Origin of the sequence: uncultured Parvibaculum sp., assembly GCF_963975745.1 — a bacterium.
GTDB lineage: Bacteria > Pseudomonadota > Alphaproteobacteria > Parvibaculales > Parvibaculaceae > Parvibaculum.
The window spans coordinates 13,538-36,409 of sequence record NZ_CAXBIB010000006.1 but is presented as its reverse complement, the minus strand read 5'-3'; the positions used below and the strand labels follow the sequence as shown (position 1 = coordinate 36,409).

The 22,872-nt window shown below is 62.9% G+C and carries 21 protein-coding genes and 1 tRNA gene; 13 read left to right on the top strand and 9 right to left on the bottom strand.

The annotated features are described in order from the left end of the window. The first annotated feature begins 439 nt into the window (after positions 1 to 439). Positions 440 to 2,236 carry an ABC transporter ATP-binding protein gene (locus AAC071_RS06380; protein ID WP_339831026.1) on the top strand — a complete coding sequence of 599 codons (1,797 nt, stop codon included), beginning with the start codon at positions 440 to 442 and terminating at the stop codon, positions 2,234 to 2,236. Between the two features lie 18 nt (positions 2,237 to 2,254). Here AAC071_RS06380 and AAC071_RS06375 read toward each other — a convergent pair whose 3' ends face one another. After that, positions 2,255 to 3,184, bottom strand: a complete 930-nt coding sequence (locus AAC071_RS06375) for an alpha/beta hydrolase (RefSeq protein WP_339831025.1) — start codon at positions 3,182 to 3,184, stop codon at positions 2,255 to 2,257. Between the two features lie 159 nt (positions 3,185 to 3,343). Between AAC071_RS06375 and AAC071_RS06370 the strand changes: the two genes are divergently transcribed. Together AAC071_RS06370 and AAC071_RS06365 are read left to right on the top strand one after the other, a co-directional pair. After that, positions 3,344 to 4,717, top strand: coding sequence for a sodium-dependent transporter (locus AAC071_RS06370; protein WP_339831024.1), 1,374 nt, complete (start codon positions 3,344 to 3,346; stop codon positions 4,715 to 4,717). 103 nt (positions 4,718 to 4,820) lie between these two features. Continuing rightward, a tRNA-His gene (locus tag AAC071_RS06365) sits at positions 4,821 to 4,897 on the top strand. Positions 4,898 to 4,909: 12 nt separating this feature from the next. Here AAC071_RS06365 and AAC071_RS06360 read toward each other — a convergent pair. Continuing rightward, positions 4,910 to 5,449 (bottom strand): PAS domain-containing protein, encoded by a 540-nt coding sequence (locus AAC071_RS06360; protein WP_339831023.1) that lies wholly within the window; start codon positions 5,447 to 5,449, stop codon positions 4,910 to 4,912. Between the two features lie 167 nt (positions 5,450 to 5,616). Between AAC071_RS06360 and AAC071_RS06355 the strand changes: the two genes are divergently transcribed. Both AAC071_RS06355 and AAC071_RS06350 read left to right on the top strand, forming a co-directional pair. Then, positions 5,617 to 6,282 (top strand): glutathione S-transferase family protein, encoded by a 666-nt coding sequence (locus AAC071_RS06355; protein WP_339831022.1) that lies wholly within the window; start codon positions 5,617 to 5,619, stop codon positions 6,280 to 6,282. 79 nt (positions 6,283 to 6,361) lie between these two features. Then, positions 6,362 to 6,664 carry a hypothetical protein gene (locus tag AAC071_RS06350; RefSeq protein ID WP_339831021.1) on the top strand — a complete coding sequence of 101 codons (303 nt, stop codon included), beginning with the start codon at positions 6,362 to 6,364 and terminating at the stop codon, positions 6,662 to 6,664. A gap of 209 nt (positions 6,665 to 6,873) precedes the next feature. On the opposite strand, the gene AAC071_RS06345 is transcribed toward AAC071_RS06350, so the two are convergent. Continuing rightward, positions 6,874 to 7,629: a DUF4145 domain-containing protein gene (locus tag AAC071_RS06345; protein ID WP_339831019.1), complete on the bottom strand. Its 756-nt coding sequence runs from the start codon at positions 7,627 to 7,629 to the stop codon at positions 6,874 to 6,876. A 389-nt stretch (positions 7,630 to 8,018) separates the two neighbouring features. On the opposite strand from AAC071_RS06345, the gene AAC071_RS06340 reads away from it, so the two are divergent. Continuing rightward, positions 8,019 to 8,894: a DUF4238 domain-containing protein gene (locus AAC071_RS06340; RefSeq protein ID WP_339831018.1), complete on the top strand. Its 876-nt coding sequence runs from the start codon at positions 8,019 to 8,021 to the stop codon at positions 8,892 to 8,894. 12 nt (positions 8,895 to 8,906) lie between these two features. Here AAC071_RS06340 and AAC071_RS06335 read toward each other — a convergent pair whose 3' ends face one another. After that, positions 8,907 to 9,035, bottom strand: a complete 129-nt coding sequence (locus AAC071_RS06335) for a hypothetical protein (protein ID WP_339831017.1) — start codon at positions 9,033 to 9,035, stop codon at positions 8,907 to 8,909. Positions 9,036 to 9,207: 172 nt separating this feature from the next. Between AAC071_RS06335 and AAC071_RS06330 the strand changes: the two genes are divergently transcribed. The 4 genes from AAC071_RS06330 (at position 9,208) to AAC071_RS06315 (ending at position 13,850) form a co-directional block, all read left to right on the top strand. Then, complete coding sequence (locus AAC071_RS06330; protein WP_339831016.1) at positions 9,208 to 9,768, top strand: hypothetical protein; 561 nt, start codon at positions 9,208 to 9,210, stop codon at positions 9,766 to 9,768. A gap of 80 nt (positions 9,769 to 9,848) precedes the next feature. Next, complete coding sequence (locus tag AAC071_RS06325; RefSeq protein WP_339831014.1) at positions 9,849 to 10,445, top strand: hypothetical protein; 597 nt, start codon at positions 9,849 to 9,851, stop codon at positions 10,443 to 10,445. 379 nt (positions 10,446 to 10,824) lie between these two features. Next, positions 10,825 to 11,886 carry a hypothetical protein gene (locus AAC071_RS06320; protein WP_339831012.1) on the top strand — a complete coding sequence of 354 codons (1,062 nt, stop codon included), beginning with the start codon at positions 10,825 to 10,827 and terminating at the stop codon, positions 11,884 to 11,886. A gap of 212 nt (positions 11,887 to 12,098) precedes the next feature. Further along, positions 12,099 to 13,850, top strand: a complete 1,752-nt coding sequence (locus AAC071_RS06315) for a class I adenylate-forming enzyme family protein (RefSeq protein WP_339831010.1) — start codon at positions 12,099 to 12,101, stop codon at positions 13,848 to 13,850. A 78-nt stretch (positions 13,851 to 13,928) separates the two neighbouring features. Here AAC071_RS06315 and AAC071_RS06310 read toward each other — a convergent pair whose 3' ends face one another. Then, positions 13,929 to 14,114 (bottom strand): hypothetical protein, encoded by a 186-nt coding sequence (locus AAC071_RS06310; RefSeq protein ID WP_339831008.1) that lies wholly within the window; start codon positions 14,112 to 14,114, stop codon positions 13,929 to 13,931. A 114-nt stretch (positions 14,115 to 14,228) separates the two neighbouring features. On the opposite strand from AAC071_RS06310, the gene AAC071_RS06305 reads away from it, so the two are divergent. Beyond that, complete coding sequence (locus AAC071_RS06305; RefSeq protein ID WP_339831006.1) at positions 14,229 to 15,002, top strand: SDR family oxidoreductase; 774 nt, start codon at positions 14,229 to 14,231, stop codon at positions 15,000 to 15,002. Positions 15,003 to 15,252: 250 nt separating this feature from the next. Here AAC071_RS06305 and AAC071_RS06300 read toward each other — a convergent pair whose 3' ends face one another. The 4 genes from AAC071_RS06300 to AAC071_RS06285 form a co-directional block, all read right to left on the bottom strand. After that, positions 15,253 to 15,705, bottom strand: coding sequence for a MarR family transcriptional regulator (locus tag AAC071_RS06300; protein WP_339831004.1), 453 nt, complete (start codon positions 15,703 to 15,705; stop codon positions 15,253 to 15,255). Continuing rightward, positions 15,698 to 16,804 carry a twin-arginine translocation pathway signal protein gene (locus tag AAC071_RS06295; protein ID WP_339831002.1) on the bottom strand — a complete coding sequence of 369 codons (1,107 nt, stop codon included), beginning with the start codon at positions 16,802 to 16,804 and terminating at the stop codon, positions 15,698 to 15,700. The genes AAC071_RS06300 and AAC071_RS06295 overlap by 8 nt, the downstream gene beginning before the upstream one ends. Positions 16,805 to 16,914: 110 nt before the next feature. Continuing rightward, on the bottom strand, positions 16,915 to 19,656 hold the full coding sequence (locus AAC071_RS06290) for a glycosyltransferase (RefSeq protein WP_339831000.1): 2,742 nt from the start codon (positions 19,654 to 19,656) through the stop codon (positions 16,915 to 16,917). A gap of 200 nt (positions 19,657 to 19,856) precedes the next feature. Continuing rightward, positions 19,857 to 21,602, bottom strand: coding sequence for an amidohydrolase family protein (locus tag AAC071_RS06285; protein WP_339830998.1), 1,746 nt, complete (start codon positions 21,600 to 21,602; stop codon positions 19,857 to 19,859). Between the two features lie 196 nt (positions 21,603 to 21,798). Here AAC071_RS06285 and AAC071_RS06280 point away from each other — a divergent pair, with 196 nt between their 5' ends. Both AAC071_RS06280 and AAC071_RS06275 read left to right on the top strand, forming a co-directional pair. Next, positions 21,799 to 22,260: a mobile mystery protein A gene (locus AAC071_RS06280; RefSeq protein ID WP_339830997.1), complete on the top strand. Its 462-nt coding sequence runs from the start codon at positions 21,799 to 21,801 to the stop codon at positions 22,258 to 22,260. Next, positions 22,257 to 22,850 (top strand): mobile mystery protein B, encoded by a 594-nt coding sequence (locus AAC071_RS06275; protein WP_339830995.1) that lies wholly within the window; start codon positions 22,257 to 22,259, stop codon positions 22,848 to 22,850. The genes AAC071_RS06280 and AAC071_RS06275 overlap by 4 nt, the downstream gene beginning before the upstream one ends. Positions 22,851 to 22,872: the final 22 nt, after the last annotated feature.

Genomic DNA, 22,872 nt, shown 5'->3' with positions numbered 1-22,872 from the left:
TGGGCGATTTGCCACACTGGTTGTGAATTCTGCGCCCGGTGAAATGATCCTTGCACCCCGGATATTTTCATCCGCCGCGAATTTGTGTAGAAACGCTGCGTCCGGACGGTGCGCAGTGAGTCGCGCCCGGCATCCGGGATTGCAAATTGGATCGGCAACGCGCGAACAGCGCAGAAACAGGGAGAGCGGTATGCACGTAGACGTCGCCATGCCTTCATATCCGCATCTGCTCCCGGACCGCTGTTGATCTGATCGCCGCGCCCGGGTCAACCGCCGGGCCTTTTCCCGTCTGAAAGCCTTTTGCCATGCGGTGCCGCGCGCGCCGCCCTGAGGCATCTCCGATGGTCCCGGTTCCTGCGACAACCGGCTGTGGCGCCATGCGCCTTTCCAGCACTTTTTCAGGGATACCGCACCGGCGCCGCCCGGGCGGTCGAAACAGATGAGCGATCGAGTCACCGCGCGCCGCACGGCCGCGTTCCTCTGGGCCCATTGGCGCCGCTACCCCTTCACGGGCGCGGCGCTGATCGTCCTGATGCTTCTTTCCGTCGTCTTCGACGTCGCCTTCCCGATCGTGTCGGGCCGGCTGGTCGATGCAGTCGCGCGAGCCGGGTTCCCGCCATCGCCCGAAGATGTCGACCTCGCGGTCGTCGCGCTGCTGCTCTTTGTCGGACAGGGCGTCGGTTTTCACCTGGCGCGCCGGACCTCGATGCTGGTCTGGGCGGGCTTTGCCGCGCGCATCATGCGCGACATCGTCACCGAAACCTTCCATCGCGTGCAGCGTTACAGTGCCGAATGGCATTCGAGCAGCTTCGCCGGCGCCACGGTGCGGCGCATCACGCGCGGCATGTGGGCCTACGACACGCTGGCCGACACGATCTATATCGGTTTCTTTCCGACCGTCTGCGTACTGATCGGCGTGATCGTCAGCCTGGCCTTCCACTGGCCGCTGGTCGGGCTCTATGTGCTGGTGGGCATCGTCCTCTACTTCGCCCTGACCATCCTGCTGATCCGCTACTATGTCGCGCCGCGCAACCGCCTCAACGTCGCCGCCGACAGCGTCATGGGCGGCGCCATCGCCGATGCGATCTCCTGCAACCCGGTGGTCAAGTCATATGGTGCCGAGCAGCGCGAGGATGCGCGTCTTTCCCGGCTGACGCAGGACTGGGCGGGCAAGGCCATGCGCGCCTGGCGCGCCATGGACATCTCGATGCTGGCCCAGGTCGGCATCCTGATGGCCCTGCAGGCGGGTCTGATCGGCCTTGTCATCCTGTTCTGGACGCGCGGCGAGGCGACGCCGGGCGACATCGCCTATGCCATGACGAGCTACATGCTGATCAACGGCTATCTGCGCGATATCGGTTTCCACATGCAGAACCTGCAGCGCGGCCTCAACGAGATCGAGGACGTGATCCGCTATGCCGACACCGCGCCGGAAGACAGCGGCGACGAAGGCCGGCCGGCCCTGCGCGTCGAGGGCGGCGCCATCCGCTTCGACAAGGTCGATTTCGGCTATCCGAACGGCGAGGGCGCCTTCTATCGCGGCCTGTCGCTCGACATCGCCCCCGGATCGCGCATCGCGCTGGTCGGACAGTCGGGCAGCGGCAAGTCGACTTTCGTCAAGCTGCTGCAACGGCTCTACGATGTCGAAGCCGGCCGCATCCTGATCGACGGTCAGGATATCGCGGGCGTCACGCGCGAAAGCCTGCGCCGCGCCATCGCACTGGTGCCGCAGGAGCCGGTGCTGTTTCACCGCTCGATCGGCGAGAACATCGGCTATGCGCGGCCGGGCGCCAGTCCCGCCGAGATCGCGGAAGCCGCGCGCCTGGCGCATGCGGACGAATTCATCGCGCGTCTGCCGCAGGGCTACGACACGCTGGTCGGCGAGCGCGGCGTCAAGCTCTCGGGCGGCGAGCGCCAGCGCATCGCCATTGCCCGCGCCTTCCTCGCCGATGCGCCGGTCCTGGTGCTCGACGAGGCGACATCGAGCCTCGACTCGGTCACCGAGGCCCATATCCAGCAGGCGATCGAGCGGCTGATGGAAGGCCGCACCACGCTGGTCATCGCGCATCGCTTCTCGACCATCCGCCGCATGGACCGGATTCTGGTCTTCGATCGCGGCCGCATCGTCGAGCAGGGCAGCCATGCCGAGCTGATGGCGCGCAAGGGCGGCGTCTTCCGGCGTCTGCAGGCCATGCAGGCGGCCTCGGGCCGCGATGTGTTTGCGGCGAGTGCCTGAGCGGGGGCGGGCGGCTGTTCAGTCGGCGATCAGCAGCCGTCCGCCGAGCCCGGCCTGCGGCACATGCCGGCCCTCGATCCAGGCGCGGATCATCGCATTGACGGTTTCGGGCGCTTCCTGCTGCACCCAGTGCGAGACCTGCGGCAGATAGCGGATCGTGAGATCGCTGACGAGCTGGTCCGTGCCATAGGTCAGCTCCTTGCCCAGCGCCGTATCCTCCTCGCCCCAGATCATCAGCGTCGGCGTTTCGAGCAGCGGCGGGTTCTGCCAGACCTCGGGTGGCGGGTTGCGGAAACCGGCGCGGTAGTAATTGAGCATCGCCGTCATCGCGCCGGGGATCAGCGCGTTCCGGCGGTAATGTTCGAGCACCTCTTCGGGGAAGCGGCTCTTGTCGACCGCCATGCCGCTGAAGGCCCGGCCGATCGCATGTGCATGGCGGGCCAGCAGGATCTTTTCCGGCAACCAGGGAATCTGGAAGAAGAACACATACCAGGAGCGCTTCAGTTGCGCCCAGCGCCGCACGCTCTTGGCGAAGATCGCCGGATGCGGCAGGTTCATCACGATGAAGCGTTCGAGCGGGCGGATGCCGGCAAGCGCGAAGGTCCAGGCGATGACGCCGCCCCAGTCATGCGCGACCAGCGTCGTCGGGCCGGAAATGCCGCGCGCCCGCGCCGCGTCGATCAGCCCCGCGACATCGTCCATCAGATGCGTCAGCGCATAGGCGTCGCGGCCCTTGGGCCGCGTCGTGCCGCCATAGCCCCGGAGATTGGGCGCCCACACCGTGTAGCCGAGCGCGGCAAACAGCGGCATCTGGTGCCGCCAGGAATATTTGCTCTCGGGAAAGCCGTGCAGCAGCAGCGCCAGTTTCTCGCCCTCGCCGCAGATATCGACTTCGAAGGCAAGCCCGTTGGCTTCGATATAGGCCGTCCGGATCGGATGGGTCGTCATGGAATCCTCGCGTGCTGCCGGTGCCGGCCGGGACTATAGGCGATTCCCGGCGCCGCTGCCTGCCGGGCGGGCTTGGCGCGCCGGGACGGGATCGTTAGGCTTGGGCCGCGCCTCGCGGGGGAGGCGCATGTTGCAGGTCTGGCTGGGGGATTTCCGTAAATGACGACACCGCTTGCGCCGCGCCACTGGTCGTCGCGCTTCGCCTTCCTGATGGCCGCCATCGGCAGCGCCGTCGGCCTCGGCAATATCTGGCGCTTTCCCTATATCGCCGGCGAGAATGGCGGCGGCGCCTTCATCGCGATCTACGGCCTGACCATGCTGGCCATCGCCCTGCCGATTCTGCTGGCCGAGCTGATGATGGGCCGCATGGGCCACAAGAGCCCGATCAACACCATGCGCAAGCTGGTCGCCGAAAACCGCGCCGCCCGTCTCTGGATGCTGATCGGCTGGGGCGGCACCATCGGCGCCTTCGTCGTGCTGTCCTACTACGCGGTCATCGGTGGCTGGGCCCTGAAATATATCGAATTGTCGCTGACCGGCGCCTTCGCCGGCGACGACCATGCGGCCACGCTGGCGCATTTCGAAACCTTCGTCGCCGATCCCTGGGCGCTGGGCCTCTGGCAGGTCCTGTTCCTGCTGCTGACGGTCTTCATCGTCTCGGTCGGCGTCACATCGGGCATCGAACGCGCCGTGGTCGCGCTGATGCCGCTGCTCTTCCTGCTTCTGGTCGGCATGGCCGTCTATGCGACGACGACGCCGGGCTTTGCCGCGGCGATGCATTTCATGTTCGACATCCGCCTCGACGAGGTCACGCCCGAAACCATTCTGGCGGCGATCGGCCAGGGCTTCTTCTCGGTCAGCGTCGCGCTGGGCGCGATGATGACCTATGGCGCCTATCTCGACCGCGATGTCTCGATCGGCCGTTCGGCCGTCATCATCGCGCTGGCCGACACCGCCATCGCGATCATCGCCGGCATTGCCATTTTCCCGCTGGTCTTCACCTATGGCCTCGAACCTTCGGCCGGCCCGGGGCTGACCTTCATCACCCTGCCCATCGCCTTCGGCACCATCGGCGGCGGCGTGCTGATCGGTTCGGTCTTCTTCATCCTGCTGGCGATTGCGGCGGTCACTTCGGCGATCTCGCTGCTGGAGCCGGTCGTCGCCTGGGCCGAGGAAGTGCTGCCCCTGCCGCGCCGCCTGCTGGCGCCGCTGATCGGCGTGCTGGCCTGGCTCCTGGGCATCGGCACGGTCCTCTCCTTCAACCTCTGGGCCGACTTCCACCCGTTGGCCGCTTTCGGCCTGCTGCCCGGCATGACCGTCTTCGATGTCCTCGACTATGTGATCCTCAACATGCTGATGCCGACGGTCGGCCTGCTGATGTCGCTCTTTGCCGGCTGGGTGCTGACCCGCGCATCGGTCGAGGAGGCGCTGGGGGCGGCCGGCACGCGCTGGCTGCCGCTCTGGCGCTTTTCGCTGCGTTATGTTGCGCCTCTGGGCGTGGTCTCGATATTTGTGGCCAATGTGCTGATGTAGGGGCCTGTGGCGGCCCGCCGGCCCTTGTCATCGGCGGGCAGCCGAATTAAGTTCCCGGCCAATCGCGGGGGCCCCGGACAGGAGGCCCGGCCGCGTGGCATGTGCAGCCGTAGCTCAGCTGGTTAGAGCGCTAGATTGTGGATCTAGAGGTCCCCCGTTCGATCCGGGGCGGCTGTACCATTCTTCCCGAATTCAGGACCTGGGCGATGCCGGCGTCGCGGTGACGAAGGCGCCGCCGAAAAGCTGCGCGATCTCGCATCCGCCGGCGGTCAGCGGCATCACGACGGCATGCATGGTCAGAACCGCCTGCGCGCTCAGCACCGGCGCCTTCCAGAACAGCGGCCCTGCGGCCGCCAGGCCGGCGCGTGCGACATCGGTCCAGCGCTGCTGGACCTGCGCCGGCGTGATGTCGGCCCCCGGCGCGGGCAGCATTTCCGAAAAATACTGATCGGTGCGGTCGCAGCCCATCCAGTTGGCAAGTTCGCTGCCGAACAGCCGGAAGCGGAAATCGCGCCCGCCATCGATCACCTCGATGATCGCCAGCGAGGGCAGCATGCGCGCGAAGTCGGAGGGGCGGATATCGGCGCGGTCGGGCATCGGCCGTTCGCCGCGTTTGGACTGCCAGTAATCGTGAAGCGCGATGGCGTCGGCATTCTCCGGCGCCGCCAGAAGCGTCACCGGCGATGCGGTGTCGATTCGGCGCGGCGCGGCCTGTGAGGTGAATGAAGACAAGCGCCTGCGCTCCTGCGAATCCGTCGATGAACGCCGGTCAGTCTCTCACCCGCCGGTTAACGGAAGCTGAGGGCCGCTTGCATCGGCCGGCCGCACGGTGTTTCCTTCTGGCACGCACCGCACCCCCACAGACCGGACATCCCGGAAATCCGGGCAGGAGACGACCGATGACATTGACCGTTTACGGCGCAAGCCTTTCCCCTTTCGTGCGCAAGGTGCGCGTCTTTCTGGCCGAGAAGGGCCAGGACTACACGCTGGAACAGGTCAACATCTTCCCGGCGCCCGACTGGTTTCTCGAGATCTCGCCGCTGAAGCGCATCCCGGTGCTGCGCGACGAGGGCGAGGGCGCCGATGCGACCTTGCCGGATTCCTCCGCGATCTGCGGTTATCTGGAGAAGAAGTTTCCGGCACCCGCGCTTTATCCGCAGGAGGCTTTTCCCTACGGCAAGGCGCTCTGGTACGAGGAATATGCGGACTCCGAACTTGCCGCAAACATCGGCATGGGAACCTTCCGTCCGATGGTCGTCAACCGCATGATGGGCAAGGAAGCGGATCGCGAGACCGCCGGCAAGACCGTCGGCGAAAAGCTGCCCCGCTTCTTCGCCTGGCTCGACAGGGAAATCGGCGCGAAGGAATTTCTGGTGGGCGGCGCCTTCGGCATCGCCGACATTTCGGTCGCGACGCAATTTGTCAATCTCGCCCATGCCGGTTTCAGGCCCGATGCCGCGAAATATCCGGACCTGACGCGCTATCTGGCCACCATCCATGCCCGGCCGGGCTTTGCCGCCTGCATCGCCGAGGAAACCGATCTGCTGAAGAAGTTCGGTCTCTGACCGGAAGCGGCAGGGCACGCGCTACCTCGGTTTGAATCTCGGTGCCGGGCCGGTTTTCGAGGCTTCCCTGGAGCGAACCATGACCCGTCACACCCTCCCGGATGGTGCGCCCATCAGAACGATCGGCCAGCTCGCCGAAACCGCGCCGCGCTGGGTCCGGATTTCCTGCAACACGCCGCGCTGCGGCAACCACACGGCCGTCGCGCTGGTGCCGCTGCTCCTGCGCTGGGGCCCGGACGCCCCGCGCGACTGGATCGAGACACGCTTCCGCTGTTCGAAATGCGGGAGCCGCGACAACTCGATCCGCGGCCCCTCGATGATGGGGAGCCACGGACCGGAGCCCTTTCCGCTGCCCCGGCCCGACGGGCCGTCGTCAGTATAAGTCCGTGCCGCCGTATGGCATGCTGCTGCTAGCTTTCGGCACTTTGGGACTGGATGTTGAACATGAGGGTTGTTTCACTCGTTCTGCTCTCGCTCCTGCTGTCCGCCTGCGGCGACGATGCGCCGGAGCACCTGTGTCCGGGCGCGACCTGATGTGCAGAGTACGATCGTGACTGCCGTTGATCTGCACCAGTGGAGATGGCCCCGTGATCAAGCGTCCTCTAGCTGCACACGCTTGGCATCTTCCGCTGCCTTCTGCCGTTCAGCCAGGCGCAGGGCAAGTGCGGCGCATGAGCCGCTATAGACCATCTTGATCAGAAATTCGTTTTCCTCAATCCACTCTAATGTGTTCGAGTGATCTGCATCGTATAGCGATCTCAATGCGGACTGTACCTTAGGGGCATCTAATGTGACCGACCAGCGATGCGCCACATGGTTCCGGATGACCCGGATATTATCGCAACTCTTGTGCTCCGACTTGCTGATAAGGCCAAGACTGAACGCCGTATTGATCCGCGCTGAGAACGGGAACAGGGGGCCGTCAATCAGCTTTTGTGTGATCTGATGCTCAATCAGGAAGGTATCGACCAACCGGCGGATCAGCAGTTCGACTATAGACGACCAGACCAGCACCTGGCCCCGAATGGTTCCGGCCGCGTTTTCCCTGTTCGCCTCGGCGATGCACTCGTGTATTTCGGGCCAACGGTCAAAGATCAGCGGTTGAATCTCAGGTGCCGGAGGTGACGTTGGCGTGCCCTTCGCAGCAGCTTTGAATTCATCAATCGGGCCGTATTTTCCAGCCATACAATCCTTGTAGATTTCGCGGCAATGCAGCTCGGAGTCCTTTGGACTGGCCGTAAATTCGACCTCTTGTTTCAGGTGGTCGAATTTGACCACGCACAGGATTGCAGAATGATCCGATGTAGCCCATCGAGGGGTGCGCACGGACGAATAGCGGAAATTCATATCGTATCCCCAAGGTGAAGGCGAAGCGTTCCGAGTTTAACCCACCCTGCCTTTTTGGAAGTAACAGGCTTACGGAATGCCCGGCTAGGAGCAGCATCATCGATAATGCGAGCATGCCCGGATGACCGCAACGGGCCGCTAGGCGGAATTCAAACAGGGGCAGGACAAACGGACACGTTCTGGGTACGCGATCAAAGAAGGCTCCCGATTTTCTTTGAAAACCTGACACTTTTCGGCTGCCGTCCTCTCACTTGGTAGGGGGCAAGTCGAGAATTCAACTCTCTCTCAGAGCAGCACATTCTCCCAGTCTGGCTTTCAGGGCGTTCGTGGCAAAATTTTAGGTCATAATAGCCAGTCCAAATCATGACTTTCGTAGAACCCCTTTAAAAATGCCCGGCTTGCGAGAAAAGAAGACGCCTTCTCTACCGAAACGACACCATTTTGTGCCGCAGATGATTCTCAAGCGATTTACAAATGATCGCGGGAAGCTTCACTATTTCGACAAGCGCGTGCCGGGCGGGGAGATTGGTGAAACCTCACCGAAAAATCTTTTTGTCGAAAAGCATCTCTACAGCGAAATACTACCTGATGGATCGAAGGATCCAACGCTTGAGCAGGAGTTATCTAGCCTCGAAACAAGAGCAGAAGAAGTAGTCGACAAGATTGTGGCGACAGCTAAGGCAGGCAATGCGCCCCGGCTCACGCTAGCGGAAAAGAAGACTTGGGACACATTCCTGGGTATGCAGTTGAAGCGGCTACCTCACATCTACGACAAACACATGACGCCGGATGCATTCGGCGAATCCCTTGATGAATCCATTCGTGAATACGAAGAGATCATTCGTCCACTGACTGGACGCGAACGCGATTCCTTCAACGACCCCGAAGTGCGCAAACGACTCATGCAGAATACGCGAGTTGGCGCAATTCGCGGCCCCATGGACCTTGTGATGGGGGAACTTGGGCGGCGAGGGCTCGGAACGATAGTATGCGCCGAAACCAAACGGAGCTTTGTTATCGGCAGCAACCCAGTTTCGAAGCTCACATTGCCTGGCCGAGCACACCTGTCCGACCCAACCACTGAAGTCTGGTTTCCTATCGCGGCTGACGTCGCGGTCACCCCATGGGGAGAAAAAGGGAGGTCAATTCTTAGGGAGGCCGCGCGCGAACATGTCAGACATATCAATCTCGTCACCTTCAAAGAGAGTGATCTCGTGGCGTCTCGCTCAGAAGAGCTCATTCGGTCACTGAAGTCGCCGCGCTAGCGTTTTGAGGCGTCAGCCGCCAATGCCGACAAAGACCTCGGCATGGACGGTATGAGGCCGGCCCTCGATTCGCTCGATGATCCGCTTGGCCAGACGCCGCTTGCCGCCGATATAGGGCGCAGCGCCCTTTAAGGGTGCCACGAAGCGGCAATTTGACTCCATAACAGGGTAAACTCACACTTGCACCCGCCCTGATCTGGGAGACGGGCAGGCCTTGAGAAGGCCAATTGAGGCTTGGAGAGGGTCAAGCTCGCGGTTCGGGGTATTGATGCGGCCCCGCCCCCGTCGGCCGGCAAGAGAAGCTCAGGAATCAATGTCTCTGGATGGCCTGATCGAAGTCGTAACCAAGCTGGTCACAGCGTTCTGGCCGGCAAGTCTCGCACTTGGGCTTCTTCTATTCGTCAGCGCCAATGCAGGCTGGCTCGATCCGGGGCTGGGCGCAGTTCTTTCGGGCGCTCAGATTGCCGCTGCGATGCACGTTTTTCTGCTTATCGGATCGGCAGGTCTATTGGTTGTGATTGGCAAGGCCGCTATCAGAGTCATTTCCTGGATCTGCTACGAACTACTCACTTGGCTGCAATATCTACGACTCGAAGATGCGGAGCGGATGGTCCTCGGCATATTCGCAGAATCAGGCGTTTTCCACGCGCATTTTGAGTCCGGCAGTTACACCTTCGAACGATTGGTAGATAAGGGATACCTACGCTTTGACAGATCCTATCGTGACCTCAAAGCTGCGTCGCTATCACCATTAGGCCGGAACATTGTAGCCCGATGGCGGGATCACTTGCGAAACTTCGTTTCAATTAACGAGGCTGAAGCCAGAGCACTACGTGAGAGATTGGAAGCGGCCTGCGAAAATTTCAGAATCTAGTGACCTCTATTTCTTCGAGGTCGCTACTCTATTTTCGTAACGGAAGCGGTTGCACTCTTTGCGCCGAGAACGGGTAAAATATGGATGCAACAACAAACTACCTGTTGAGCGGGTTTGTCGGGGCTATCTTTGCCTCCCTTATTACAGTTGGCATTACAATCTGGAACTCGAACCGCGAGCGGCGGCGGCGAATTGCTGCAAGTCACGCTGCTCTTCAGCGAGAGATCGAGCTTTGCGCAAAGTTCGCCCAGGAGTTTTCAGAGCAGGCAAGAGCAGCACCTGATCAATACAGCCCTCTGTATCGCCTCCCAAATCAAGTCTTCTTGACAACCTTTCCGTTGCTCCTTGAAAGCGCGGCACTTTCCGATTCGGACTCCTACGCCATCATCCGCTTCTACAACGAAGTCGACACCTTAAACCGTGGTATCGATGACGTGTCGAAGCTCGATACATACCGCGCTCGTATAGCGATCTCGCAGGGCAACCGCCGCAATATCAAGAAGTCAGATCGGCTAACCGGTGAGCACCGTATCGACGGAGAGGCAGATAGCGACTTGCTTGGCCCCGCCATGACTGCAACCACCCCAAGTCCCAGCGCACACTTGCAATTCGGAGTCTGCAAGCCTCCCTGCTGCCGCCAGCCGACCAGGGAATCCGTATCTTCGACAATGGAGTAGGGAGATAGCCCCAGTGCCAACCGCACCGCGACGGACAATTGAGCAAGCGTGGATGAGGGACGTAGGGCCGGTCGACGTCAATGATCTCATCGCCCGCCCGCCGCAAGATTGGGGAATGATACGTGACAGGATTACCGCCGCATGGAATGCCTCCCCGAGGGAAATAGTTGCTAGCTGTATGAAGTGCGGAAGTCCGGTTTTTATTCGGGCTGAAGCCGTCGACGGAAAACGCCTGCCTGCATTTGTGCATTTTCAAGGTGCGGATCCTGAGTGCCCTTGGCACACATCCACCATACATCCCGATGATGCAAGACGACGCCAATATCAAGGGAGATCGCCATCTCCTGCTCACGGATTGATTTGTGAACAACTGTGTCGCTTGGCCGCGCTCGATGATCGATGTGAGCGAGTTGCAGTTGAACGATATCTTCCTCCCACGCAGAATGACCATGGCAGGTATCCGGACGTTCTCATCGAGTATCGCGGGAGACGGCCCTTCGCCCTTGAAGTGCAAATCTCCAAAACCTTCCAGACCGAAGTTTCATCTCGATGTGAGCACTACCCGCGCGAAGGTATTGCTCTCGTCTGGCTTCTTCACGGTGCAGACTTCAGAAATCCAGAAACCTTGCCGCAATCATTTCGCGACGTTCTGCTCAAGCATCGGGAGAATGCTTTCGTTCTCGATACGGAGGCTATCGCCGAATCGTTCAAAAGACGGACGCTTGTGCTGAAGTGCCTACTTCGCGATCCAAAGAATTTCTTCTCGGACCAAGCTCTTGTCACACTGGATGACTTGCAACATCCACCACGAGGTATTCCTTTCTTCGAAGACCGCCTCACTCCGATACTCACCGGAAAAGGTAGGGTCGCGCGCCGCCCGTGGAAGGAGGCCTTAAGGTCCTGGCGCGACACTTCCCCGACACTATGGACGGCCGTAGAGAGAGGACACTTTAGCGGCGCTCTCAAATCTCTCTACGAATTGTGCCCTAGCCTCCCTTACCAGATGGAACTGAACGATGTATCCAAGTATCAACTTGTCGAGTTTGTAGCTCTCACTTTTTCCACCATGAGCGCAGCATACGGAGACTTCACAAACTTCCTAACAAAACAGTCGAATCTTCAGGCGCTGATCAACAGCAAGATGCCATCAAACGACTTGTGCCGATTTTCCCCAATTCTCAGGCATCTGCTTGATAACACCGCAGTTAATCATCTCCTGGAAGGTACTGTCGGAGTCCACATCGATCGCGCCTTTGCAAACGCGGACGGTAACGCTTTTCTCGAAGGTGAATGTGGCTGGGACGCAGCAGAGGCACTGTATCCTGAAATATTCGACGGCATCACAAGAACAAACCTGCAGCAGATCGGAACTCTCCCCGCTTGGGCTACCCCGCAGCAAACTCTAGCCACACAATTGGAATCAGATCTGCATATGCCCTAGGCTGCTCGAAACTCTCGATGGTGCATGACGGCAAACGCGGACGATACGACCGTCGCCCACGAGGCTGGCGCCGGGCCGCCATTCGCACCGTGGCCACGCTCGCCACCATCGCCACCGGCCCGGCGCGGGGCTTCATTTCCGCCGCCAAAGGCGGTATCTCTAGGCCAACAAGAACGCAATGAAGGCGCCTCGGCGCCGCAGGGAGGAAGACTATGGCCGACAGTGCCGCCAAATGGCCCGCCATGACCATCGAGGAGGCCCATGCCTTCCTGACCGCGCCGGGCTCGCCCTTCGAAATGGAAACGGTCGACATTCGCGGCAACAGGATCCGCACCTACAAGAACACGCCACCCTCCTTGCGCGCGATCTTCGATCTCGGCCGTGCCTGGGGCGAGCGCGAATTCATCGTCTATGAGAACGAGCGCCTCTCCTACGAGAACCACTACCGCGCCGCCACGGCCTTCGGCCGCGTGCTGGCCGACAAGTATGGCGTGAAGAAAGGCGACCGCGTCGCGCTGATCATGCGCAACTTCCCCGAATGGTCGATCGTCTTCTGGGCGGTCGCCGCGATCGGCGGCGTCATCGTGCCGCTCAATGCCTGGGGCACCGGCCCCGAACTCGAATACGGCATTTCCGATTCCGGCTCGAAGGTCGTCATCGTCGACCATGAAAGGCTTGATCGCATCCGCCCGCATCTGAAGGCGCTGGGCCTCGACGGTCTGGTCGCCGTGCGCACGCCGGACGACGAGCTGGGCGTCGCCGAGGCCTTCGAAACGCTGGTCGCGAAGCCCGGAGACTATGCCAGTCTGCCGGCAGACGCGCTGCCCGATCCCGGCATGCATCCCGACGACGACGCGACGATCTTCTACACCTCGGGCACGACCGGAAAGCCGAAAGGCGCGCTCGGCACGCAGCGCAACATCTGCACCAATCTGATGAACGCGATGCTGGGCGGCGCGCGCGCCTTCATGCGCCGCGGCGAGATTCCGCCGGCGCCCGATCCGGCCGCGCCGCCCCGCGTGATGCTGCTTTCGGTGCCGCTCTTCCATGTCACCGGCTGCCACTCGATCCTGGTCTCGACCTATGCCAGCGGCGGCAAGCTGGTGATCATCCACAAATGGAACCCTGAACGCGCGCTCGAACTGATCGACCGCGAAGGCGTGACGGCCTTTGGCGGCGTACCGGCCATGGTCTGGCAGGTGCTGGAATCGCCCGAGTTTCACAAATGGAACACGGCGACCGTCGAGTCGATCGGCTATGGCGGCGCGCCGTCGGCGCCCGACCTCGTCGCGCGCATCAAGAAGCAGTTCCCGAAATGCCATCCCTCCAACGGCTACGGTCTGACCGAGACATCGGCCATCACCACGCAGAACCTTGCCGAGGACTATGTGGCCAAACCCGACAGCGCCGGCCCCGCCGTGCCGGTCTGCGACATCAAGGTTGTCGACGAGCAGGGCAACGAATTGCCGCGCGGCCAGGTCGGTGAACTCTGGATCCGCGGCCCCAACATCGTGAAGGGCTACTGGAACAAGCCCGAGGCGACGGCGGCCGCCATCACCGAAGGCGGCTGGTTCCATTCCGGCGATCTGGTGCGCATGGACGATGAAGGCTTCGTCTACATCCTCGACCGCGCCAAGGACATGCTGATCCGCGGCGGCGAGAACATCTATTGCGTCGAGGTCGAGGACGCACTCTATGCCCATCCCGCCGTGATGGACGCCGCCGTCGTCGCCATCCCGCACAAGGTGCTGGGCGAGGAAGTCGGCGCCGTCGTGCAGATCGCGCCGGGCAAGCAGGTCAGCGAGGAAGAACTGCGCGCCCATGTCGGCAAGCTGCTGGCCGCCTTCAAGGTGCCGATCAAGATCGAGATCCGCCACGAGCCGCTGCCGCGCAACCCCAACGGCAAGATCCTGAAAATGGTGCTGCGCGAGGACATGAAGAAATATTCCCGCGACGCGGCCTGAGGAAAGGAAACGCCCGAATACAAAAGATCATGGCCCGCAGAAGGCCATGGCTGTCCGGTTCAATTTTCAAACCTGAAATCAGTCGTCATGACCCGGCTTGTCCGGGTCATCCACGTCTTTCTTTTCTTTCTTTCGGCTTTTCCATGACGCAAAGACGTGGATGGCCCGCATAAAGCGGGCCATGACGGTTTTGTGTTGTGAAAAATGCAGCGTTCCTGCAACCAAACTCGCTTGGCCGGACAGCAGTGGAATAAATCGGGCCATGACGGTTTTGGGGGGTGTGAAAAATGCAGCACTGCTGCAAGAGAGTTAGTTTGACCGGACAACAGTGGCATAAAACGGGCCATGACGGATTGAATGGAAGCAGGGAGGACGACAATGAACATATCGCTTGAAGGCCGCGTGGCGCTCGTCACCGGCGGCAGCCGCGGCATTGGCCGCGCCATCGCCATCGCGCTGGCCGAAGCCGGTGCCGATGTCGCCGTCAACTACCGCCGCGACGAGGAAGCCGCGCAGGAAACCGTCGCTGCCATCGAAAAGCTTGGCCGCAAGGCGCGGGCCTATTCCGCTTCGGTCGAAAATTTCGAGGAAGACCAGAAGATGGTCGCCGATGTGCTGAAGGATTTCGGCTCGATCGGCATTCTGATCAACAATGCCGGCATCGCCTCGCGCGGCCAGACGGTGGCCGACACCGACCCGCTGGAGCTGGAGCGTGTGCTGAAGGTTCATGCCATGGCGCCGCATTTCGTCTCGAAACTGGTGATCCCGCATATGCGCAAGGAAAAGCGCGGCGACATCATCATCATTTCGAGCGTCGCAACGCTCTCCCACTCGGCCCAGGGCGGTCCCTACAACATGGGCAAGGCGGCCGCCGAGGCGCTGGCGCTGACGCTGGCGAAAGAGGAGCGGAAATTCGGCATACGGACCAATATCGTCGCGCCGGGCCTGACCGACACCGACATGGGCTCGCGTCTCGCCGCCGCCCGCGCCGGCAAGAAGGGCATGGACATCCACGACCTCGACGCCAACATGCCCTTCGGTCATGTCTGCAGTCCCGAAGAGGTCGCGGCCGCGGTCGTCTATCTGGTCTCCGACGCCAACCCTTACGCCAATGGCCAGAAGCTCAACATCGATGGCGGCGGCCCGATGTGAGCCGGCCGGCGCCGCGCCGCCGCCCCCGGGGACAAGTTTTTTCGCAGCGGCAGCGGCGGACCCGTTTTTCCGGGGCCGGCCCGAGGCGGGGATAAGTTCAGGCGCGGCGGCCGGGCCGGCAGATTTATCCCCGGTCCGGGATCGGGTTATCCCCGGTCCCGCGGTCCGGTTATCCCCGCCCCGGAGGCGTGCCCGAGCCGGTTTGTGACAGTGTCGTGACAGTTCCGTGACAGAGGGGGGGTAAACTGCGTCAATCGCTGTCGCGCCGCACGTCCATCCACACCCGCAAGGCCTCCAGTCCCTCGATCAGCGGTTCGATCTTTTTGGGCGGAAAGATCGCGGCGATCTCGTCGAGATCGGGTGCCAGTGCCGCGATCGCCTGATCGCGAAAGGCGCGTCCTTCCTCGCTGATGAAGACGCATTTGCTGCGCCCGTCCTTCGGATTGGGCCGCAATTCGACAAAGCCGTGCCGCACCAGCACCGAAACCGTATGCGTGATCGTCGTCTTCGGCGTCTGGAAGGCGCGCGCCAGCGCCAGCGGCGTCTGTCCGTCGCGCACCCGCACCAGATGATTGAGGATCGAAAAATGCGAAACCAGAATCCCCTCGGGCAGCCGCGCCTCGAACATCGCGCGCGCCAGCTGATCGATAATGCCGATCTCGTTGAAGAGCTGGAAATAGCGCGCGATATTGGTGTCAGGCATCGATCAGGCGTGTCTCCAGCGGCCAGCGCGGCGAGGGTCCGGTGGCCGGACCATAGCCGAGACGGCCGAGCATCTGAAGCGTTTCGCCGTCGCGCGCCAGCAGCGCATGCGCGGCAGCGTAGTGTTCGGCCATCTCGGGAAACTCCTGCAGCGCCTGGCTGACCGGCTGGACCGCCAGGCCGAGCTGCGTGGCGGCAAGGTTGAGCCGCAGCCATTGCCGGCCCGCCTCGATCTGATCCTCGCGCGAATTGCCCGCCGTCGCAATGACCGCATAGGCGGGCGTCGCCGCCAGCATCCTGCTGTAGATGTCGAGACCGGTCTTGAAGGCCATGCTGTCGGGATCGGCCTGCGCCGCGCGGTTGATCACGCCGGCCAGCATCAGCGCCTCGAGAAACGGCCCGCCGAGTTCGATGCCGTCGGGATTGGCCTCGATCTCGGCCCGGCCGAAGCGCATCAGATCGATGCTTTCCTGCAGCGTGGCCGGCGTGCGGTACTCGACCTCGAAGGCCGCCCAGGTCAGCGCGCGCAATGCGGCCACCAGTTCGGGATCGCGCAGGATCCGTGCATGCGCCGACAGCGCGGCCGCCGCCGCATCCGGCACCGGCCGCTCGGCATAGGGTTCCTTGCAGGAGCGCCGCTGCAGCGCATGGGCAAACAGCGGATCGGGCGCGCCGCCATCGGCGAAGCGCGCCTGCGCCACCGGCCCGTCTTCGCCTTCCGGAAACAGCGTCAGCGTCACCGCAAGCCCTTCCTCGGCCGCTGCCATCGTCATCAGTTCGAGAAAGCAGCCCATGCCGATCGTCAGCTGCCGGTCGAAGGGATCGGTCGCCGGCAGGTTGCGTGTCCGGTCGCGATGGATGATCACCTGATCCGCGCCCGCCAGTTCGGCGACCCAGGGCTGGCGGTTATGCGGATTGGGCGCCAGCAGCGCCCAGGACAGCGCGCGCAGCCGCGCATCCGCATAGCGCCCGGCCATCTGCCACGGCGCCAGCGCGCGCACCGGCGTGCGTGTCGAAAAAAAACCGCCGCCGGCAGCAGCGGCAGCGAGCACGACGCCGCCTCCGATCAGGGCGAGGGTCTTGCGGCGGGTCAGGGTCATGGCGATCTCCATTGATGCAATATCGCACTATATAATACGAAATCGCATCAATATCAAGCGCCGAGTGAGCCGAAAAATGGCGGATTTAAGCCATTTTCAGGCGCTGACCTCTATTTGGCCGGCGAAAGTTGTCCCGCCGGCGCGGCCTTGTCCTTGCGGCGCAGCGACGGCATCACATTGATCAGCGACAGCAGCACCGCCGAGGCATAGGGCACCGATTGCACCAGCAGCACCGCGACCCAGAGCCTGGAATGGCTGTCGGCGAAATGCGGACTCAGCAGGAACGCGATCGTCAGTCCCCAGAGCACCGCCAGCATCAGCGCCTCCTCGCGCACCTGGATGAAGGCGGCGGCCAGCGGCGGCTTGTCCTCGCATTTCGGCGTGCGGATGAAGGGCTTGCTGGTGGTGATCATGCCGTTGAGCATCGCCTTGGCAACGGTATGGGTGAGGCCGAGCGCGGCGATGCCGGCGCCGAGGCTTTCGAGGAAGGAACAGTCGCGAATGCGCACGGCATAGAGCCACAGCGAACGGATGACCTTGAAGGCAAAGCTGCCGATGGTCGGAATGAGAAACGCCGCGACCGGCAGATAGACGAGATGCGGCTGATAGAGCGCCCAGACCGACAGCACGATGCTGGCCGTCGTGAAGAGCAGTGCCAGCCCGTCGGCGAACCAGGGCAGCCAGCCGGCCAGGAAATAATAGCGCTGCGCGCCCGACAACCCGTTCTTCTTGCCGGCCCACGGGGCCAGCGCATCCCAGTGATGCTTGACGATCTGCACCGCGCCATAGGCCCAGCGGAACCGCTGCGTGATATAGCCGGCCAGCGTGTCGGGCGTGAGCCCCCGGCCGAAGGAATGGTTGACGTAAACGCTGTCATAGCCGGCGCGATAGAGCTTGATGCCGAGCTCGGCATCCTCGCAGATGCACCACTCGGCCCAGCCGCCGACCTTTTCGAGCGCCGACTTGCGCACCAGCGTCATCGTGCCGTGCTGGATGATGGCGTTGAAATTGTTGCGCTGGACCATGCCGATATGGAAGAAGCCGGCATATTCCCAATAGGCCATGTTCTTGAAGGCGCTTTCGTGCCTGTCGCGATAGTCCTGCGGCGCCTGCACGAAACCGACATCGGGTTTGTCGAAATAGGGAACCATTGTCTTCAGCCAGTTCGGCTCGATCTGGTAGTCGCTGTCGATGACCGCGACGATCTCGGCATCGGCCGCCGTCTTCGTCATGCCGAAATTGAGCGCGCCGGCCTTGAAGCCCGGCCAGTTCTCGAGATGGAAGAAGCGGAAGCGCGGGCCGAGCACCGCGCAATAGTCGCGCACCGGCTGCCAGACGTCGGGGTCGGTCGTGTTGTTGTCGAGCACCAGCACTTCATAGTCCGGATAGTCGAGCAGCGAGAGCGCCCTCAGCGTCTCCTTGACCATCTCGGGCGGCTCGTTGTGGATCGGCACATGGATCGAGACCTTCGCGGACGGGATGACGGCCTTTTCGTCAAACGGTTTGAAATGCCGCGCGCCTTGCCGCGTCCAGATGACCTCGACGAACTCGATCGCCTCGGTCAGCAGCACGATCAGCAGCAGCCCTTGCGCGAAAAAGAGAAAGCTCCAGACCGTGACCCCGACCCAGGTGAAATAGAGACCCGTCACCGACAACCCGGCCCAGGCAATGGCCGAGCCCGCAACCTGTGTCAGCACGGCGAAGAAGACGACGCCGGCCGGCCGGACATGACGCTGGCGCAGGATGAAGAGCATGGCCGGCAAGAGCGCGAGGCCGGCCGCAAGCGACGCCCAGAAGCGCCATTCCGGCGCTTCGGTGATGCTCCCGGCCATCGGGAATTTCGGTTGCCGGTCGGCATTGTATATGCCCCAGAAGGCGCCGGCGGCACCCTCTTCCGAGGCCTTCCACGGCTGGTCGAAGGCCTCGATGACGTAATAGGTGATGTCTTCCTGCTTGGCGCGGTTGAGGAATTCGCGCAGGAAGGTCGCCTGGTTGACCAGCGACGGCACCGCCTCGGTGCTGAGCTCGGCTTCGGCGAGGCCCGCATAGGGGCGGCGCGGAATGACCTTGCCGCGGCTCGGCCAGCCGACTTCGGACACGACGATCGGCTTGCCCGGATAGGCCCTCTTCAGCTCGGCGATGCGGTCGAACACCGCATCGACCGCGATGTCGATCGGAATGCCTTCCCAATAGGGAAGAATCTGGACGGCGATGTAGTCGACTTCCTTCACCAGTTCGGGATGGTTGAGCCAGATATGCGGCGGTTCGGCCGTCGAGACCGGTTTCCAGATCTTCGCCTTGGCGCGCCGGATATAGGCGATCAGCTCGTCGACGGTCACGTCGCGGCGCAGCAGCGCCTCGTTGCCGACCATCACGCGCACCACATTGCGCCGCGGCGCGGCCTGGATGAGCCGTTCGAGTTCGACCTCGTTACGCTCGATATTGGTGCCGATCCATGCGCCGGCGGCGACGGAGAGATCATATTTCGCGGCGAGTTCGGGAATCTGCTGCTGCCCGAAGACCATGCTGTAGGTGCGGATGGCCTGCACCGTGCCGGCCAGCAGCTTGAGGTCCTCTTCCATCTGCGCGGCGGAAGGGTGGCGGTTCCGGGTCGGATCCTGATCCTGGCGATAGGGGCTGTAGGAAAAGCCGACGATCTCGCCGGTCCAGGCCTCGGCCTCGTGCGGCTGGTTGAAGGCGGCCCAGACCGCCAGATTGCCGGCGATCACCAGCGGCAGCACGATGAAGAAGAAGGCCGCCTGGCGCACAAAGGCCGATTGATGCCAGGCGCGCGGATCGACGGGCGCGGGCGTGGCTTCGGGGGCGGGCGGCGGCAAATCGGAATCGGCCATCGGAAATTCCAGGAAAACGGCGGCACAGGAGCGTCATGCGCCCCCGAAGGGGCACTCGCCGGCCCTCTCTTCGACCGGCTCCGTGACGAAATTATGTCAGCCGCAGGGGGGTGGGGATAAATTCGGCCGCAATTCCAGCCGGAGTCGCGCCGGCCCCCTGTCGGAGGCCGGCGACGGCCGTTTTCCCTTGTCCGCCGGTCTCAATCGGCGGCGATGCGCGCGCCCGAGGGTCGCGCCTGCGCGCCGCGGATGAGCCGGCCGCCCAGAACGCCGGTCGGCTCGCCATTGCGGAAGGCGACGGCGCCCGACACGATGCTGGCGGTATAGCCGTCGGTCTTCTGGATCAGGCGTTTGCCGCCGGCCGGCAGGTCGTTGACGATATGCGGCGAATGGAGCGTCAGGCGATCGAAATCGATGACGTTGACATCGGCCTTCATGCCGGGCGCCAGAATGCCGCGGTCGTGGAGCCCCACGAGATCGGCGTTGCGCCCCGTGAGCCCGTGCACCAGCCATTCGAGCGGCAGCTTGCGGCCGCGCGTGCGGTCGCGGCCCCAATGGGTCAAGAGCGTCGTCGGGAAGCTGACATCGCAGATGATGCCGCAATGCGCGCCGCCATCCGAAAGCCCGAAGGCGGTATTCGGATGCGTCAGCATCTTCTCGACATCGGCGAGGCTGCCGCAGTGGTAGTTCATCAGCGGGAAATAGAGCAGCGCCTTGCCGTCGCGCTCCAGCATCCAGTCGAGCACGACCTCGCGCGGATGCTTGCCGGTGCGTTCGGCAACGGCCCTGGCGCTCGTCTCCGGCGCCGGCTCGTAATCCGGGCGCTCGCCCAGCGCGAACATCTTGTGATAGCCGACGCAGAGCATTTCGACGATTTCGCCAGCCGGATATTCCGGCTCCTCGGCGAGAAGCCTGGCGCGGAATTCGGGATCGTTGAGCGCCTTCAACTGTTGTTCGAGCGGCGCGCCCCAGATCTGCCGGAAGGTCTGGTGCATGATGAAGGGATTGAGCGAGGCGGTGAGGCCGAGCAGCAGGCCGGTGGCGCGCGGCGGCACCTGGCCCTTGATCGGCAGACCGTCGGCGTTCGCCGCCGCGATATTGTCGAGCACGCGCGCCCAGACATCCGGCCAGCGGTCGTCCTGTTCGATGGTGATCGACATCGGCCGCCCCGAAAGCTCGACCATGCCGCGCAGCATCGCGAATTCGGCATCCGTGTCCTTGAAGTCGGCGATCAGCTGCAAGACGCCCTTGCCGGCCTTGCCCATCGCGCGCGCGATGCCGTGAAGCTCCATTGCTTCGGCCTTGAGCGTCGGCGTCGAGCCGCCCTTGACGTCCTTGTGCTTCACCGTACGCGAGGTGGAAAAGCCGAGCGCACCGGCTTCGAGCGCCTCGACGACAAGGCGCGCCATCTCTTCCGTTTCGGCTTCGGTCGCGGGTTCGAGCGCCGGCGCCCGCTCGCCCATCACATAGGCGCGCACGGCCGCATGCGGAATTTGCAGGCCGACATCGAGCGCCAGCGGCGAGGCCGCGACCGCGTCCATATATTCGGCGAAGCTTTCCCAGTTCCACTTGATGCCTTCGGCAAGCGCCGTACCCGGAATATCTTCCACACCTTCCATCAACCCGAGCAGCCATTCGCGTTGCTCCGGCTTGCAGGGCGCGAAGCCGACGCCGCAATTGCCCATCACGGCGGTGGTGACGCCGTGGAAGGTGGAGGGCTGCAGGAAGGGATCCCAGGTGACCTGGCCGTCGTAATGGGTGTGGACGTCGATGAAGCCCGGCGTGACGATCTGCGCGCGCGCGTCGATCTCTTCCGCGCCCGAACCCGCAACCTTGCCGACCGCGGTGATGACGCCGTCGTCGATGGCGACATCGGCCGCGAAGGGGGCGCCGCCGGTGCCGTCGTAAACGGTGCCGCCGCGGATGACGATGTCGTGCTGGCTCATAGGGGTTCCCTTCCGGAAGTGCTCTGAATGGCGTTTGGAGGGAGGATAGCGGAAACGGGCCCGCGCCGACATAGCGGCGGGCGGGGCGGCACCCCCGCACAGACGTAAATGAATATATTGACATAAAGATCATGGACGTATATGAAAAAGTTGACGTTTTAATCATATAGTCAATAAAGAAGTTAACGATAATCCGATGAAAAACCTTGCGACAAAGCAATATCGCGCCCTTGCCGACGGCGCGGCGCCTTTCGGGCGGCAGGTCAGCCTGCCGAACGAGGGCTGGATCGCGACCATGCGCAAGGCGCTCGGCATGTCGGGCGCGGACCTCGCGCGCCGCCTCGGCGTCACGCGGGCACGCGTCTCGCAGGCCGAACAGGCCGAGCGCGAAGGCGGCGTCAGCCTGAAGACGATGCAGGCGATGGCCGAAGCCATGGGCTGCCGCTTCGTCTATGCGATCGTGCCGGCGGAAGGCCGCATCGAGGATGTCGTCGCCGCGCAGGCGCGCCGGAAAGCGGAAGCGCTGGTCGCGCGCGCCAGCACCCACATGGCGCTGGAACGCCAGGCGCTGCCGGCGGAGAAGAACAAGGCGGAAGTCGAGCGCCTCGTGCGCGAACTGATGGAAGACCCGCCGCCCGGTTTCTGGTCGGAGAAATGAGCGGCGCCGCGTCAGAACCCGACGGCGCGACGCCGCTCGATCCCGACGAGCGCGAGGGCCTGCGCTTTCGCCACGTCACGACGCGCGGCGAACTCAACGAGCTTGAGCAGGCAAATGTCCAGAACGGGTTGCTGTGGCTTGCCCGCCGCCGCAAGGGCGATGTGCTGAGCGAGCGCTTCATGCGCGAGCTGCACCGCCGGATGTTCGGCGATGTGTGGCGATGGGCGGGCGCGTTTCGACAAACCGAAAAGAATATCGGCATCGACCCGCTTCATATCGCGGTCGAACTGCGCAAGCTCCTCGACGATGCACGGTACTGGGCGACGAACGGCACCTATGCGCCGCTCGAAGCCGCCGCGCGCTTCCATCACCGGCTGGTCGCCATTCACCTCTTCGCCAACGGCAATGGCCGCCACGCGCGCATTGCCACCGATCTCTATCTCGAAGAGTATTTCGATCATCCACCCGTCGACTGGGCGGCGGGGCACGATCTTCTGCATACAAATGGCCGGCGCGACGCCTACATTGCGGCGCTGAGGGCAGCGGATGCGGGTGAGTACAGCGCGTTGCTTGAGTTTGTGGGGATGTGAGGGCTCGGAAGCGTGTGGTGTA

What these genes read in the sequence shown, in the direction of transcription:
- AAC071_RS06350 (WP_339831021.1), top strand. Translation starts at nt 6,362, where the DNA reads ATGACCCGTCACACCCTCCCGGATGGTGCGCCCATCAGAACGATCGGC.
- AAC071_RS06355 (WP_339831022.1), top strand. Translation starts at nt 5,617, where the DNA reads ATGACATTGACCGTTTACGGCGCAAGCCTTTCCCCTTTCGTGCGCAAG.
- AAC071_RS06280 (WP_339830997.1), top strand. Translation starts at nt 21,799, where the DNA reads ATGAAAAACCTTGCGACAAAGCAATATCGCGCCCTTGCCGACGGCGCG.
- AAC071_RS06275 (WP_339830995.1), top strand. Translation starts at nt 22,257, where the DNA reads ATGAGCGGCGCCGCGTCAGAACCCGACGGCGCGACGCCGCTCGATCCC.
- AAC071_RS06370 (WP_339831024.1), top strand. Translation starts at nt 3,344, where the DNA reads ATGACGACACCGCTTGCGCCGCGCCACTGGTCGTCGCGCTTCGCCTTC.
- AAC071_RS06300 (WP_339831004.1), bottom strand. Translation starts at nt 15,705, where the DNA reads ATGCCTGACACCAATATCGCGCGCTATTTCCAGCTCTTCAACGAGATC.
- AAC071_RS06340 (WP_339831018.1), top strand. Translation starts at nt 8,019, where the DNA reads ATGCCCGGCTTGCGAGAAAAGAAGACGCCTTCTCTACCGAAACGACAC.
- AAC071_RS06285 (WP_339830998.1), bottom strand. Translation starts at nt 21,602, where the DNA reads ATGAGCCAGCACGACATCGTCATCCGCGGCGGCACCGTTTACGACGGC.
- AAC071_RS06315 (WP_339831010.1), top strand. Translation starts at nt 12,099, where the DNA reads ATGGCCGACAGTGCCGCCAAATGGCCCGCCATGACCATCGAGGAGGCC.
- AAC071_RS06345 (WP_339831019.1), bottom strand. Translation starts at nt 7,629, where the DNA reads ATGAATTTCCGCTATTCGTCCGTGCGCACCCCTCGATGGGCTACATCG.
- AAC071_RS06375 (WP_339831025.1), bottom strand. Translation starts at nt 3,184, where the DNA reads ATGACGACCCATCCGATCCGGACGGCCTATATCGAAGCCAACGGGCTT.
- AAC071_RS06325 (WP_339831014.1), top strand. Translation starts at nt 9,849, where the DNA reads ATGGATGCAACAACAAACTACCTGTTGAGCGGGTTTGTCGGGGCTATC.
- AAC071_RS06305 (WP_339831006.1), top strand. Translation starts at nt 14,229, where the DNA reads ATGAACATATCGCTTGAAGGCCGCGTGGCGCTCGTCACCGGCGGCAGC.
- AAC071_RS06290 (WP_339831000.1), bottom strand. Translation starts at nt 19,656, where the DNA reads ATGGCCGATTCCGATTTGCCGCCGCCCGCCCCCGAAGCCACGCCCGCG.
- AAC071_RS06295 (WP_339831002.1), bottom strand. Translation starts at nt 16,804, where the DNA reads ATGACCCTGACCCGCCGCAAGACCCTCGCCCTGATCGGAGGCGGCGTC.
- AAC071_RS06380 (WP_339831026.1), top strand. Translation starts at nt 440, where the DNA reads ATGAGCGATCGAGTCACCGCGCGCCGCACGGCCGCGTTCCTCTGGGCC.
- AAC071_RS06330 (WP_339831016.1), top strand. Translation starts at nt 9,208, where the DNA reads ATGTCTCTGGATGGCCTGATCGAAGTCGTAACCAAGCTGGTCACAGCG.
- AAC071_RS06310 (WP_339831008.1), bottom strand. Translation starts at nt 14,114, where the DNA reads ATGGCCCGATTTATTCCACTGCTGTCCGGCCAAGCGAGTTTGGTTGCA.